The organism is Massilia sp. 9I (assembly GCF_902506415.1).
In the GTDB taxonomy this organism is placed as follows: domain Bacteria; phylum Pseudomonadota; class Gammaproteobacteria; order Burkholderiales; family Burkholderiaceae_D; genus Telluria.
Window position 1 is genome coordinate 3,609,924 of sequence record NZ_LR733275.1, and the last position, 14,226, is coordinate 3,624,149.

A 14,226-nucleotide genomic window follows, 5' to 3' on the forward strand; every position below is an offset into this window, starting at 1 on the left:
CTCCGCCGGGATGACGGTTTTTAGGCTAACTTATTTCGCCCCCGCCATCTCCTCACTGGTCGACGGCTCATCCCCCTGTTCCGCCTTGCCGCTGGAATACGTTGACCCCGACCGGTTCTGGTGCGGCGCCGGCTTGCCCGGCAGCGGTTCGAGCGCCTTGGCGCGTTCCAGGTCGATGCCCGCCACTGCCGCCACGCGGCGGCCGTAGTCCTCGTCGCAGTGCCACAGGTGCCACACCATGCGCAGCTGGATCGGTTCCGGGCACTTCTTCAGATCACCGCCCACATTGTTGACCAGGTCGTCACGCTCCCAGTCTTCGAACGTACGGTAGCGGGTGCCGGCCTGGGCGTAGTCGTCCATCGTGCGGGTGGTCTGGAAGCGGCCCAGGTGGCCCTCGACGTACTGGTTGTATTCCTTCTCCGGCTTCGGCGCTTCGGTGTAGCCGCCCATCAGGCTCGGTTCGTAGTTGATGTGCTTGTCTTCGCCGCGGCCGTCCACGTAATAGGTCATCTGGCCATCGCGCTGGTTGGTGCGCGCGGCCGCGCCTTCCTGCGGCTGGTTGATCGGCAGCTGCAGGTAGTTCGGGCCCACGCGGTAGCGCTGGGTGTCGGAATAGGACAGGGTGCGGCCCTGCAGCATCTTGTCGTCCGAAAAGTCGATGCCGTCCACCAGCACGCCGGTGCCGAAGGCCGACTGCTCCGTCTCGGCGAACACATTGTCCGGGTTCTTGTTGAGCACGATGCGGCCGACCGGCAGCAGCGGGAACTGGTCTTCCGGCCAGCGCTTGGTATCGTCCAGCGGGTCGAAGTCGAGTTCCGGATGCGGGCCGTCGCTCATCACCTGCACGCAGAATTCCCATTCCGGAAACTCGCCGCGCTCGATCGCGTCGTACAGGTCGCGCGTGGCGTGGCTGGTGTCGTGCGCCTGGATCTCGGCCGCCTGCTGCGCGGTCAGGTTGCGCACGCCCTGCTTCGGCTGGAAGTGGAACTTCACCAGGTGGGCCACGCCCTGGTCGTTGACCAGTTTATAGGTGTTTACGCCCGAGCCTTCCATCTCGCGGTAGGTAGCCGGGATGCCCCACGGGCTCTTGACCCAGGTGACCATGTGCAGGGCTTCCGGATGGCTGCAGATGAAGTCGTAGAAGCGCCAGGGCTCCTGCTGGTTGGTGACCGGATCGGGCTTGAAGGCGTGGATCATGTCCGGGAACTTGATCGCGTCGCGGATGAAGAAGACCTTCAGGTTATTGCCCACCAGGTCCCAGTTGCCGTCCACGGTCTTGAACTTGATCGCGAAGCCGCGCGGGTCGCGCGCCGTCTCGGGTGATTCCTTGCCGCCGATCACGGTCGAGAAGCGCAGGAAAATCGGCGTCTGCACGCCGAGTTCGTTCAGCACGCGGGCGCGCGTGTACTTGCTGGCGGGTTCGCCGCCGATGGTGCCGTAGGGCTCGAAGTAGCCATGGGCGCCGGTGCCGCGCGCATGGACCACGCGCTCCGGGATGCGTTCGCGGTCGAAGTGGGTGATCTTTTCGATGAACTGGTAATTCTCGAGCGTGGCGGGACCACGCTCGCCGACCGAGCGCAGCGACTGGTTGTCGCGGACCGGGTGGCCTTGGCGCGTGGTCAGGAAGGGACGCTGCTCGTTCATTTTCTCTCCTCGTGCGGATTCGTTGGAGAGGCGAGTATAGGCAGGCGCAGGAGCGGGCAGCGCGCGCCTGCCCGCACGCAACTACAGCTGCTGGAAGACGCCGGCCGAGCGGTTTTTGGTGACGTTATCCCACGGGAACACCTGGCCGTTCATGGCGACGTACACGCCGGCCGGCAGGGTTTGCGCAACGCCGCAAGCCAAGCCGAGATTGAACAGCGCGTCCGAGTTGGCGATCTCGTAGGGGATCATGGCGCCGGTCAGAACGATGGTCTGGCGGAGGTTCGCCGCGCCGAGCACGGCGGCGGTTTCGCGCATGGTGTCGGTGCCGTGGATGATGACAATGGCCTTTTCTTTTGCCGCCTGGCAGGAGGCCAATACGCGCTGGCGGTCCGGGTCTTGCATGTCGAGCGAATCGAGCAGCGGCAACACCTCCAACTCGACGGGAATCGTCATGCGCGAGCGCGCGATCACGGCCGGCAGGTGGCTTTCCGCAAAGCCGAGTACGCCATTGAGTTCATTGTAGTGTTTATCGAAAGTGCCGCCGGTGGCGATGATTCGTAAAGTCATGTTGGTTTGTCCACGTGCAGAAATAAGGTGCGACATGATAGCCCTAAACGGTAGTGTATCCGTATGTGACTGCGCTAGAATCGTCTGGATCGGATGAGTAGACTACTCCCTTCCCTTTCTCTTCTTCACTTGTTCCCATGAAAGCCGTCGCACCAGGTACCGTCATTTTCCACCGCCATCGGGGCTATGGCGTGATCACCCACGTCAACCTGTTGACGGGGTGGATCTCGGCCCGATTCGGCAACGAGCAGCGCACCCTCGACCTGAACCTGTCGAGCGACGAGGTGCAGCACGCGGACGGCGAACCGATCCTGTTCCGCCGCACCCCGCCGGACCGCATGCCGCATGCGCGCCTGATGGCCGTGGTGCGCGAGCTGCACAAGGCCGGCTACCAGAAGCTGTATCTGTACTCCTGGCCCAAACCCTCGGGCCTGCACTGGCGCTGGCACCTGTTCACCGGCCCGCGCAACTGGATGCAGCGCACCTGGCGCGAAGGCTGGTATGGCTCGGGCGCGGACTACAACAACAATCCGGTGATGGGCTGGGGCGATACGCCGGGCGCGAGCACGGACGAGCTGATCCACGCGCTGGCGAAGTTCGATCCGCAGGGACTGGCGCAGGCATTGGGCCGCGACGAAGACCACACGGCCTGGTTCGCGCAGGTCTGCGACCTGCTGCTGCCCGGCTATATGTACAGCCTCAACATGGATCGTCCGGCAGGCGGTGGCCTGGTCGAGGCGCCGCCGGTGCCGGTGGTCCCGGTGCGCGCCGGCCTGCAGCCGTATGCCGGCCCCGCGATCGGCTGGCCGCCGGGCTGGGCCGGACTGTGGACCGGCACCCATGTGATGCCGGTGCGCCGGCCCAGCTTCACCGGCGTGCCCGAACTCAAGCAGGAAAGCTAGCGTTTCCCCAGCGCTTCCGGATTGAGGATGTTATCTGGCGTACCCGCCGCGAAGCGCACCACGTTCTCGAAGGCCGTCTGGAAATAGATCTCGTAGCTGTCCTGCTCCACGTAGCCCAGGTGCGGCGTCGCCAGCACGGTCGGGATGCGCAGCAGCGGTGCATCGCCTTTTAATGGCTCGTTGGTGAACACGTCCAGCGCGGCATAGCCCGGCCGTCCCGCACGCAGCGCCTGTTCCAGCGCGCCTTCCTCGACCAGTTCCGCCCGGCTCGTATTCACGAACAGCGCGTCCGGTTTCATGCGTGCGAAGTCTTCCGCTTTCACGATGCCGCGCGTCTCGTCCGACAAGCGCAGGTGGATCGTCAGCACGTCCGCCTGCGCGAAGAAGGCTTCGCGCGACACGGCCGCCTCAAGGCCATCATCCGTCGCCGCCTGGCGGCTGCCTTCGCTGCCCCAGACCAGCACCCGCATGCCGAAGGCGCGCGCATAGCCGGCTACCAGGCGGCCGATCTTGCCGTAGCCCCAGATCGCCAGCGTGCGCCCGCGCAGCGAGCGGCCCAGGCCGTTGAGCACCGGATTGGTGGACGCCGTCTGCCACAGGCCATCCTTCAGGTTGTTTGCATACGGCACGATCTTGCGGCTGGCCGCCATGATCAGCGCCCAGGTGAGTTCGGACGGCGCCACCGGCGAGCCGATGCCCTCCGCGATGGCAACGCCGTGCTCGGTCGCCGCGGCGACGTCGATGTGGCCGCTGACCTTGCCGGTCTGTGAAATCAGCTTCAGGTTGGGCAGGCGCGCCAGCAGCGCGGCGGGGAAGGCGGTGCGTTCGCGGATCAGCACCAGCGCCTCGAAGGGCGCCAGCCGGGCAGCCAGCTGGCCCAGCCCGCGCGCGGTATGCGTAAATACTTTGACCTCGTGGCCGTCCAGCAAACGGAAGCAGGCCAGACCACGCACCGCGTCCTGGTAGTCGTCCAAAACAGCTATTCGCATGAGAGTTTCTTCCAATTAACGTTGATCGCGTAGCGAAATAACAGGTTCCAAAATGCCGCCGAATAGCCTACTACATTACTCTGGCATTTCTGCTACTTTTTTGTAGTAGCTGAGCACGAATCGCGGTTTTCCGGGTGTACAATCGGCCAATTCTTGAGGGATTGGCATGCTTTGCCGACCCGCCGCAGCATCCAGACCGGTCTCCTTAGAGACCGTCGACACGACCGCCGTAAACGCCGCGCTCCGCTGGAGCGAACAGCCATTCTAAGGCACGGCCAGACGGACGATCCTGCCGTGACAGTATTCTTAATTGGCATTGGAGGTATCTATGAACCAGCCCGTGATGGGCGGCGTCGCCGCACTGAACGTTCCAGCTCACGTCAAACACCAGCAGCTCATCAATTGGGTAGCGGACATCGCCGCCCTGACGAAGCCTGACAGCATCTACTGGTGCGACGGTTCCGAGGAAGAGTACGACCGCCTGTGTGCGCAGATGGTCGAAGCCGGCACCATGAAGAAACTGAATCCGGCAAAGCGTCCCAATTCCTACCTGGCCTGGTCCGACCCGTCGGACGTGGCCCGCGTCGAAGACCGCACCTATATCTGCTCGGCAACCAAGGAGCAGGCCGGCCCGACCAACAACTGGATGGACCCGGCCGAGATGCGCCGCACCCTGAACGGCCTGTTCGACGGCTGCATGGCCGGCCGCACCCTGTACGTGGTGCCGTTCTCGATGGGCCCGCTGGGTTCGCCGATCGCCCACATTGGCGTCGAGCTGTCCGACTCGCCTTACGTCGCCGTCAACATGCGCATCATGACGCGCATGGGCAAGGCCGTGTTCGACGTGCTGGGTACCGATGGCGAGTTCGTGCCTTGCGTGCACACCGTCGGCATGCCGCTGGCCGCCGGCCAGAAGGACGTACCGTGGCCGTGCAACGCCACCAAGTACATCGTCCACTACCCGGAAACCCGCGAGATCTGGTCCTTCGGTTCGGGCTACGGCGGCAACGCGCTGCTGGGCAAGAAGTGCTTCGCACTGCGCATCGCCTCGAACATGGGCTACCAGGAAGCGCAGCAGGGCGGCACCGGCTGGCTGGCCGAGCACATGCTGATCCTGGGTGTCGAATCGCCCAAGGGTGACAAGAAATATGTGGCGGCTGCCTTCCCGTCGGCCTGCGGCAAGACCAACTTCGCGATGCTGATCCCGCCGAAAGCCTTCGATGGCTGGAAGGTCACCACCATCGGCGACGACATCGCCTGGATCAAGCCGGGCGCGGACGGCCAGCTGTACGCCATCAACCCGGAAGCCGGCTACTTCGGCGTGGCCCCGGGCACCAACGACAAGACCAACCCGAACTGCATGGCCTCGCTGCGCGAGAACGTCATCTTCACCAACGTGGCCCTGACCGACGACGGCGACGTGTGGTGGGAGGGCATGACCAAGCAGGCACCTAGTCACCTGATCGATTGGCAGGGCAAGGACTGGACCCCGGCATCGGGCACCAAGGCCGCCCACCCGAACGCGCGCTTCACCGTCGCCGCCACCCAGAACCCGGTGATCGACGCCGCCTGGGACGACCCGGCCGGCGTGCCGATCTCGGCCTTCATCTTCGGCGGCCGCCGTTCGACCACTGTGCCGCTGGTTACCGAAGCCAACAACTGGGTGGAAGGCGTCTACATGGCCGCCACCATGGGCTCGGAAACCACCGCCGCCGCCGCCGGCCAGATGGGCATCGTGCGCCGCGATCCGTTCGCGATGCTGCCTTTCATCGGCTACAACATGAGCGACTACTTCCAGCACTGGCTCGATCTCGGCAAGAAAGTCGAAGCCAAGGGCACGGCGCCGAAGATCTTCTGCGTCAACTGGTTCCGCACCGGTGAAGACGGCGGCTTCGTGTGGCCGGGCTACGGCGACAACATGCGCGTCCTGAAGTGGGTGCTGGACCGTGCCGAAGGCTCGGCCCCGGCAGGCCAGCAGCACATGTTCGGCACCTCGCCGAACTACGGCGACCTGAACTGGGAAGGCGTGGACTTCACCGAGCAGCAGTTCACCCAGATCACCTCGATCGACAAGGATGCCTGGAACGAAGAACTGAAGCTGCACAGCGAACTGTTCGACAAGCTGGCCTACCGCCTGCCGCAGGAACTGGTGGACACCAAGAAGCAGCTCGAGCAGCGCCTGAGCGCGTAAGGAAGATGATGGCGGCCCAGGCCGCTTTTCGCTGAAGAAGGACAGGCCCGGCCTGTCCTTTTTTTATGGGCCGTAACCGATGCCGCGCGCCATGGCCGCGGCGAAGATCGGGATCAGCGCGAACACGTGGACTTCCAGCAGCATGGTGCGGCGTACCCGCGCGATCTCTTCCTGCGCCGGCACGAAGGCGGCATCGAGCTTCAGGGCCTTCTGCCAGCTTGCTATGCGCATGGTCGGCCGGATCGACAGGACGCCCACTACAGCGAAAGCAACGATCTTGGCCCAGAACATCGGGTTGTCCATGTAAAAATCCGCGCCCTTGGCGCCGCGCCAGACCCGGGCGAAACCGACGAACAGGATGGCGATGGCCAGCAGGCCGTAGGCGGCGTCGAAGCGGCCCAGCAGCCGCACCGTATGCGGCGACATCGCCGCCGGACGCATCAGCGCCAGCTCGGCGGCCAGCACGGCCGCGATGCCGAACACGATCAGGTGGTGGACGCTGGCGAGGAAGAAATCGATCATGGCTGCTTACCCGATGAGATTGGTAGCAACAATGTCTCTCCGACCTGTCGCGCTGTCAAGACGTTGCCAACAAGCGCTGTCTCGCGTTCAAAGTGGCGCTGCCCGTCCAGCATGCGTCTTAGGCTATCGGCTCGTTCAACGCCACTCCAGGAAGGAACCATCATGAATCCGACCATGAAGCACCTCGTCGCCGCATCGCTGGCCGCGCTATTGGCAGGAACGACCGCGGCCGCGGCAGCCCAGGTCGGATCGGCCAGGGAGGCCGGCACGCCGGGCACCGAGCGCAACCGGAAGGAGATGCGGAATGCGACCGAGCACGTCAACAGGGCGGTGCAGGTGGTGCACAGGATGCAGGCCAACCCGGAGATGCGCGCGTTGCTGCAGCGCTCGAAAGGCGTGTTCGTGGTGCCGCAGTATGGCGAAGCGGCGCTCGGTGTCGGCGCGCGCGGCGGCGCCGGCGTGCTGCTGGTGCGTAATGGCTCTACCTGGAGCCATCTGGCCTTCTACAACATGGGCGGCATCAGCGCCGGCCTGCAGGCGGGCGCGCAAGCGGGCGCCATCGCCTTCGTGCTCAATGACCAGAAGGCGCTCAACAGCTTTGCGCAGAACAACAAGTTCTCGCTGGGCGCCGACGCCGACCTGACGCTGGTGGACTGGTCCAAGAAAGGTGCGGGCTCGGCCGACTGGGGCAACATCACCGCCTGGTCCGATACGGAAGGGCTGTTCGGCGGCGCCGCCATCAACCTCACCGACATCGACTACGACGAGGACGAAACCTCGGCCTACTACAAGCGCCCGGTGGCTGCGCGTGACGTCCTGAGCGGCAAGGTCACCAATCCCCAGGCCGACATGCTGCGCCAGGCCCTGGCCAACACCTCCAGCGGCAGCGCGGCCTCGAGCATGGGCGGCAGCGGCGCGCGCGGCACGACGGGTTCCGGCAAGGAGGCCAAGTCCGATACCGAGCGCGAGCGCAGCCGATGACGATTCAATTCCAGCCCATCAGGCAGGGCGGCACCAGGAGCAGGAGCGACAGCACCAGGTAGATCAGCTGCAGCGGAATCATCCACTTGGCCCAGGTCAGCCAGGGGATGCGCGCCAGCGCCAGCACGCCCACGGTGATGCCGGAGGTCGGAATCATCGGCGTCGACAGTTCGCCCAGCTGGAAGGCGAGGACGGCGGTCTGGCGCGACACGCCCACCAGGTCGGCCAGCGGCGCCATGATCGGCATGGTCAGCGCGGCCTGGCCGCTGCCCGAGTGGATGAAGAAGTTGATCACCGACTGGATCAGGTACATCTTCTGGGCCGCGAACACCGGGTGGCTGGACTGCACCAGCGGCATCAGTTCGTGCAGCATGGTGTCGATGATGTGGGCGTCGCGCGCGATCACCATGGTGGCGCGCGCGATCGCGATCACCAGCGCGGTGGGCGCCAGGTCCTTCACGCCCTGCATGAAGGAGGCCACCCAGTCGTCGGCGCCCAGGCGCCCGACCAGGCCGACCACGATCGCCATCGCCAGGAACAGTGCCGCGATCTCGTCGATGAACCATTCGTAGCGCACCACCCCGACCACCATCGCGCTCAGCGTGAGCGCGAAGATCGCCAGCACCGCCGCATGGCGCCGCGTCATGCGTTCGTGTTCGTGGACGGCGACCGCCGGCATGTCCTGGCGTTTGCTCTGGTCGAGCACATAGGTCGGGCTGAGCGCCGGATTGTGCTTGACGCGCGCCGCGTACCACATCAGGAACAGCACCGTTACCAGTGTGGCGCTGGCCCACACGATCAGACGGTAGCCCATGCCCGAGAATACCGGCACCCCGGCGATGCCCTGGGCGATGCCGACGTTGAAGGGATTGAGAAAGGCCGCGCCGAAACCGACCTGCGAGCCGAGGAAAGGAATCGACACGCCCGTCACGGTGTCGTAGCCCAGTGCCAGCGCCAGCGGCACGAAGATCAGGATGAAGGGAATCACCTCCTCGTTCATGCCGAAGGTGGCGCCGCCCAGCGAGAACAGGGTGACGAAGACCGGGATCAAGAGCTTGCGCACCAGCGCCGAGCGGGTATGGGCGCGCGCGATCGAACGGATCGCGGTATCGATCGCCTCGGTCCGCTGCAGCACCGCGAAGGCGCCGCCGACGAACAGCACGAAGCCGATGATCTGGGCCGCCTCCACGAAGCCCTTGATCGGCGCCTTGAGCAGCGCCACCGGGCCCTGCGGATTGCTGGCGACGTAGTGGAAGGAAGCCGGGTCGACCAATTGGCGGCCGTCGACCAGGTGGGTCTCATACTTCCCGCCGGGGACGAACCAGGTCGCCAGCGCGATCAGCGCCAGGATGGCGAACAGCAGCACGAAGGTGTTGGGCATTCGAAGGCGCATGGACTCACTCACTGGCTTAATAAGGGACCGAAACGGAAGGGCGTGGCGCCCGCGATTTTGCAGACCTGCATGCCGCGCATCAGGTGGCGATGGGCCGTGCTGGCGAACAGCAGCCCATCCTGTGATGCGCGCAGGGTAGTCGTGACGCCGCTGACGGGGTTGACGATGTCGGCCACCGCCTCGCCGGCGGCGACGCACTCGCCCAGCGCCTTCAGGAACACCAGCACCCCGGACTGCGGCGCATGCAGCGGTTCGACGCCGGCCAGCGGGGTCGGATCGCATTGCGGCGCCGGCAGCTCGGCGAGCGGGATGTCGAGCAGGCCTTCGCGCGCCAGGAACTGCAGTAGCGCCTGCGCATCCTGCTCTGCGTAGTCGTAGCGCACATCCATTTCGCCGCGCAGTTCGACCGTCACGGCGGCGCAGGCCGCAGGAACCGGCGTGTCCGGTCCGAAGTGCGCCGCCAGGTCCCACCACAGGCGGCTGCAGGCTTCGTCGAAAGGCGCGCCGCCCGAGGCGCTGGACAGCAGCAGGGCGCGCGCACCCAGCAGTGCCGCCAGCGGCGCCGCCCGTTCGGCCAGCGGCGTGCCCGCATACACATGCATCAGGCCTTCGTTATCGCAGTGCAGGTCGAGCACCACGTCGGCGTCGATCGCCATCGACAGCAGGGTCTTCTTCAGCAGCTCGACATTGTCCTGCGGCTCCCAGCGCGCCACCGCGGCGCAGGCCTCGCGGCGGATGGCGGCGACGTTGGACTGTGCGTCCGGGCCGAGGCGTCCGGACAGCGTTTGCTTGAGTTCAGCGGCGACGTGCAGGAAGGCGCGGTTGAAGTTGACCCCGGTGCCGAGGTCGAAACGGCCGAACGGTATGCCGTGCACCACCTGCGACAGGCCGATCGGATTCGCGGTGGGCACCAGCACGATCTCGCCCCGGATGCGTCCCTCGGCGTCGAGCCGTTCCAGTTCGCGGCGCAGGAACTGCGCCACCAGCATCGCCGGCACTTCGTCGGCGTGCAATGCAGCCTGAATATAGGCCTTCCTGCCACTGCCGGGTGTGCCGTAGTGGCAGGACACCAGCTGGTGGATGGCGACGCCCGGCTCCGTCGCGATCGGGTGGGTCTGTATATGCATGCGAAGTCTCCACACCATGAAAACCGATGTCGGTTTTTTTACACAGGTCGAATGAATGAAAGAATATTTTCAAATTCCTGTTGAGTTTGCCACAGAAGATGATTACATTTGGAAAATATTTTGAAATTTGCATGTCATAAAGAAAAGCGATCAAGACAACACATGCCAGCGCCCGCCCAGTCCAACGCTTCTCCCGATATCGGCTTCGCCGAGTCCTCGCTCGGCCAGTCGCTGCTGCGCATGCTGGCCGAAGGCTCGGTCTCGAACCGCAGCATCGCCGACTACCTGCTGCGCAACCAGGTGCGCGTGACGGCGCTGGGCATCGAGGAGCTGGCCGAGGTCTGCGAGGTCTCGACCGCCACCATCAGCCGCTTCGCGCGCGACCTCGGCTTCAAGAACTACGCGGCGATGCGCGGCGCGGTGGCCGAGACCCTGCAGTCGATGCTGCAGCCGGTCGAGAAGCTGCGCAGCTCGATCGCGCGCCGTCCCGCTTCGCCCGCGCTGGAAAGCCTGGGCTATGCCGAGGCGGCTATCACGGCCACCAGCCGCGCGCTGGACGGCGCCCAGCTGGATCGCATCGGCGCTGGACTCACCAAGGCGCGCACCGTCTACGTGATGGGCTTCGGCCTGTCCACTTTCCTGGCCGGGACGCTGGCGATGCACCTGCAGCCCTTCTGCCGCCACGTGGTCGAAGTGGCCGCGGCCGGCGGCACCGAGGTCGCGGCCAGCCAGCTGGCGACCGTCACCGACAAGGACGTACTGGTGGTGATTTCGCTGCCGCGCTACACGCTGGCGGCGGTCTCGCTGACCCGCTTCGCGCGCGACAGCGGCGCCACCGTCGTCTCGATCACCGATTCCCCCGCTTCGCCGCTGGCCGAACTCGGGCACCACGTGCTGTACGCGCATAGCGCGCATCCGGTGCTGCCCAGCAGTTCGAGCGCGGCCCTGGCCGTCATCGAGGCGCTGGCCGTCTCGCTGATGACCTCCAATAAAGCCAACGTCGCCAAGGCGGCGCGCCACACCGAGGCGATCGCCGCCTACCTGGTTGGCGAGCACCAGATCCGTACCGGCAGCACGCAGAAAAAAGAGGGCGCCCGCAGGCGCCAGTCCGTGAAGAAGTCCTGATTCATCATCGAGAGGAGCATTGCATGAGGAAGCACATGTCGATTACCTTGCGGCCGACCATCCTGGCATCGAGCGTCGTGGCCGCACTGGGCCTGGTCGGGCAGCAGGCCTGGGCCCAGGCAGTGCCGCAGCCGGAAGCCCCGAAGATCCAGCGCGTGGAAGTCACGGGCTCGCTCATCAAGCGTCTCGACAGCGAGGCCGCGCTGCCGGTGGAAGTGATCTCGCGCGAAAGCATCGACAAGATGGGCGTCACCACCGCCGCCGAACTGATGAAGAACATCAGCGCCAACACGGCGCCTCTCACCGACGGCCCCAGCATCTCGGACTCGACCTCGGGCCAGCGCGGCTTCAACGGCGCCAACATGCGCGGCATCGGCGTGTCTTCGACCCTGATCCTGCTGAACGGCCGCCGCCTGGCCAACTTCGCGTCCCCGGGCGACAACGCCGGCGTCGACCTGAACAACATCCCGGCCGGCGCGATCCAGCGCGTCGAGGTGCTCAAGGACGGCGCCTCGGCGATCTATGGCACCGACGCGATCGGCGGCGTGATCAACTTCATCACCCGCAAGGACTACACCGGCATCGACCTGGCGGCGTCGGCTGCCGGCACCCAGCACGGCGGCGCCGGCAAGCGCACCGCCAGCATCAGCGGCGGCTTCGGCGACCTGGCCACCGACCGCTTCAACGTCTGGGGCGTGCTCGACGTGCAACAGCTCGACGCCCTGCGCTCCGGGCAGCGCAGCTTCATCGCCGACCGCGCGCTGGCCACGACCCTGCCGGCCCAGATGTCGAGCAACACCTTCCCGGCCAACGTCGACATCTCGGCCGCGCAGCGCAGCGCCCTGATCGCCGCCGGCCTGCTGCCGGCGGGCAGCCGGGTCAGCCGCGTCAACCCGAGCGCGCCCAAGTGCAACCCGCCCGCCACCGTGTATGCGGCCCAGGGCCCGGGCGGCGTGGCCGGCTGCAGCTACGACTACATGGAAGACACCGAGATCTATCCGGATTCGCGCAAGCTTGGCTTCATCGGCCGCGCCACCTTCCAGGTCGATGCGAACAACCAGCTGTTCGCCGAGCTGGTGCAGACCGAAGCCAAGACCAAGTACGTGCTGTCGCCGAACCCGGTCCGCATCCGCAACCTGCCGGTCGCCATCCTGCCCGAAGCCTACCGCCGCGCGCTCACCGGTCCCGGCCTGCCCGACACCTTCAGCGGCATCCGCTACCGCATGAAGGAAGCGGGCAACCGCAGCAATGAAGTGACCAGCGAAGGCCAGCGCCTGGTGCTGGGCGCCACCGGCACCCTGGCCGGCTGGGACTACGACCTGGCCCTGGCGCGCGCCGAGAACCGCGCGGACGACCGCTACTTCGACGGCTACGTCCTGTACGACAAGTTCGACGCCGCCGTGCGCAACGGCACCGTGAATCCGTTCGCACCCTCGTCCCAGGCGGGCCTGGACCTGATCAACTCGATCAAGATCGACGACGTGGCGCGCAAGGCCAAGGGCGTATCGACCTCGATCGACGGCAAGATGTCGCGCGCCCTGGCCACGCTGGGCGGCGGCGACCTGGCCCTCGCCGTCGGCGGCGAATTCCGGCGCGAACACCAGATGTTCAACCCTTCGACGCTGCTGGTGTCGAACAACATCGCCGGCGACCGCGACAGCACGGTGCCGGCCGGCGAGCTGCTCGAAGTCGAGACCGCCGACAACACGCGCAAGGTCGGTTCGGTGTTCGCCGAGATCAACGCGCCGTTCACCAAAGAGCTGGAAATGCAGTTCGCGCTGCGCTACGACCACTACAGCGAAGTCGGCTCCACCACCAACCCCAAGATCGGCCTGCGCTGGCAGCCAAATGCGGCCTTCCTGGTGCGCGCCTCGGCCGGCACCGGTTTCCGCGCACCCTCGCTGTCGGACCTGAAGCGTCCCACCATCTTCGGCACTTCGGCCGGCATCCTGACCGATCCGCAATGCGTGGCGCAGGAAGGCAGCATCGACCTGTGTACCGACCAGTGGAACGTCGAGCGCCGCTCGAACCCGGACCTGAAGCCTGAGAAGTCGCGCCAGTTCACCTTCGGCACCGTGTTCGAGCTGAACAAGCGCACCAACTTCTCGGTCGACTACTGGAACATCGAGAAGAAGGACGTGATCAGCACCCTGGGCGAGCAGGTGATCATCGAGAACCCGGCCGCCTACAACGGCAAATACATCGAGCGCGACGAGGACGGCTTCATCTCCAACATCCTCCTGATGAAGGAAAACCAGGGGCGCCTCAAGACCTCGGGCATCGACATCGCGGCCGACTGGCGCAGCGAGCGCGGGGCCTGGGGCCGGTTCGGCGTCAACCTGTCCGGCACCCGCATCCTGAAATACGACCGCCAGTACGGCCCGTCCGAGCCCTTCCGCAGCAACCTGGGCGTGTTCCTGAACGACCAGGCGATCCAGAAGTGGCGTCACCGGATCAGCTTCGAGTGGGACGGCGGTCCGGCCAGCCTGACCCTGGCGAACCAGTACTCGTCCAGCTACACCGACCAGAACACGACCTACGACCCGTTCACGGACAAGCTGCTGGCGCCGAACCACGTCAAGGCCTATTCGCTGTGGGACCTGACCGGCAGCTGGGCCATCACCAAGCAGCTCAAGCTGCGCGCCGGCGTGCTGAACCTGCTGGACAAGGATCCGCCGTTCTCGAACCAGGCTTATTTCTTCCTGGCCGGGTACGACCCAAGCTACACGGATCCGCGCGGCCGCAACGCCTTCGTCAGCGTGAACTACTCGTTCCGCTAAGCGAG

11 protein-coding genes are annotated in these 14,226 nt (G+C 65.6%); 5 read left to right on the forward strand and 6 right to left on the reverse strand.

All coding sequences use genetic code 11. From position 1 onward, the window contains the following. Window positions 1–30: 30 nt before the first annotated feature. Both GV068_RS16180 and GV068_RS16185 read right to left on the reverse strand, forming a co-directional pair. On the reverse strand, window positions 31–1,644 hold the full coding sequence (locus GV068_RS16180; RefSeq protein WP_159699902.1) for a catalase: 1,614 nt from the start codon (window positions 1,642–1,644) through the stop codon (window positions 31–33). Between the two features lie 81 nt (window positions 1,645–1,725). Further along, window positions 1,726–2,211: an asparaginase domain-containing protein gene (locus GV068_RS16185; protein ID WP_159699905.1), complete on the reverse strand. Its 486-nt coding sequence runs from the start codon at window positions 2,209–2,211 to the stop codon at window positions 1,726–1,728. 137 nt (window positions 2,212–2,348) lie between these two features. On the opposite strand from GV068_RS16185, the gene GV068_RS16190 reads away from it, so the two are divergent. Then, complete coding sequence (locus GV068_RS16190; protein ID WP_159699908.1) at window positions 2,349–3,113, forward strand: L-asparaginase; 765 nt, start codon at window positions 2,349–2,351, stop codon at window positions 3,111–3,113. Here the strand turns inward: GV068_RS16190 and GV068_RS16195 are convergent. After that, window positions 3,110–4,102, reverse strand: coding sequence for a D-2-hydroxyacid dehydrogenase family protein (locus tag GV068_RS16195; protein ID WP_159699911.1), 993 nt, complete (start codon window positions 4,100–4,102; stop codon window positions 3,110–3,112). The genes GV068_RS16190 and GV068_RS16195 overlap by 4 nt on opposite strands. Window positions 4,103–4,430: 328 nt before the next feature. Here GV068_RS16195 and GV068_RS16200 point away from each other — a divergent pair, with 328 nt between their 5' ends. After that, complete coding sequence (locus tag GV068_RS16200) at window positions 4,431–6,293, forward strand: phosphoenolpyruvate carboxykinase (GTP) (RefSeq protein WP_159699914.1); 1,863 nt, start codon at window positions 4,431–4,433, stop codon at window positions 6,291–6,293. Between the two features lie 63 nt (window positions 6,294–6,356). Here the strand turns inward: GV068_RS16200 and GV068_RS16205 are convergent, their stop codons facing one another. Beyond that, window positions 6,357–6,815 (reverse strand): DUF2214 family protein, encoded by a 459-nt coding sequence (locus GV068_RS16205; protein ID WP_159699917.1) that lies wholly within the window; start codon window positions 6,813–6,815, stop codon window positions 6,357–6,359. A gap of 162 nt (window positions 6,816–6,977) precedes the next feature. Between GV068_RS16205 and GV068_RS16210 the strand changes: the two genes are divergently transcribed. Further along, entirely contained in the window at window positions 6,978–7,796 is an 819-nt protein-coding gene (locus tag GV068_RS16210) for a lipid-binding SYLF domain-containing protein (RefSeq protein ID WP_159699920.1), read from the forward strand. Window positions 7,797–7,800: 4 nt separating this feature from the next. Here the strand turns inward: GV068_RS16210 and GV068_RS16215 are convergent, their stop codons facing one another. Together GV068_RS16215 and GV068_RS16220 are read right to left on the reverse strand one after the other, a co-directional pair. Further along, window positions 7,801–9,177, reverse strand: a complete 1,377-nt coding sequence (locus GV068_RS16215; protein ID WP_229464258.1) for a YfcC family protein — start codon at window positions 9,175–9,177, stop codon at window positions 7,801–7,803. 20 nt (window positions 9,178–9,197) lie between these two features. Beyond that, a complete protein-coding gene (locus GV068_RS16220; RefSeq protein ID WP_159699926.1) occupies window positions 9,198–10,316 on the reverse strand; it encodes a succinylglutamate desuccinylase/aspartoacylase family protein in 1,119 nt (372 codons plus the stop codon). A 162-nt stretch (window positions 10,317–10,478) separates the two neighbouring features. Here GV068_RS16220 and GV068_RS16225 point away from each other — a divergent pair, with 162 nt between their 5' ends. Both GV068_RS16225 and GV068_RS16230 read left to right on the forward strand, forming a co-directional pair. Then, window positions 10,479–11,441: a MurR/RpiR family transcriptional regulator gene (locus GV068_RS16225; protein ID WP_159699929.1), complete on the forward strand. Its 963-nt coding sequence runs from the start codon at window positions 10,479–10,481 to the stop codon at window positions 11,439–11,441. A 23-nt stretch (window positions 11,442–11,464) separates the two neighbouring features. Continuing rightward, window positions 11,465–14,221: a TonB-dependent receptor gene (locus tag GV068_RS16230; protein WP_159699932.1), complete on the forward strand. Its 2,757-nt coding sequence runs from the start codon at window positions 11,465–11,467 to the stop codon at window positions 14,219–14,221. The last annotated feature ends 5 nt before the right edge of the window (window positions 14,222–14,226 follow it).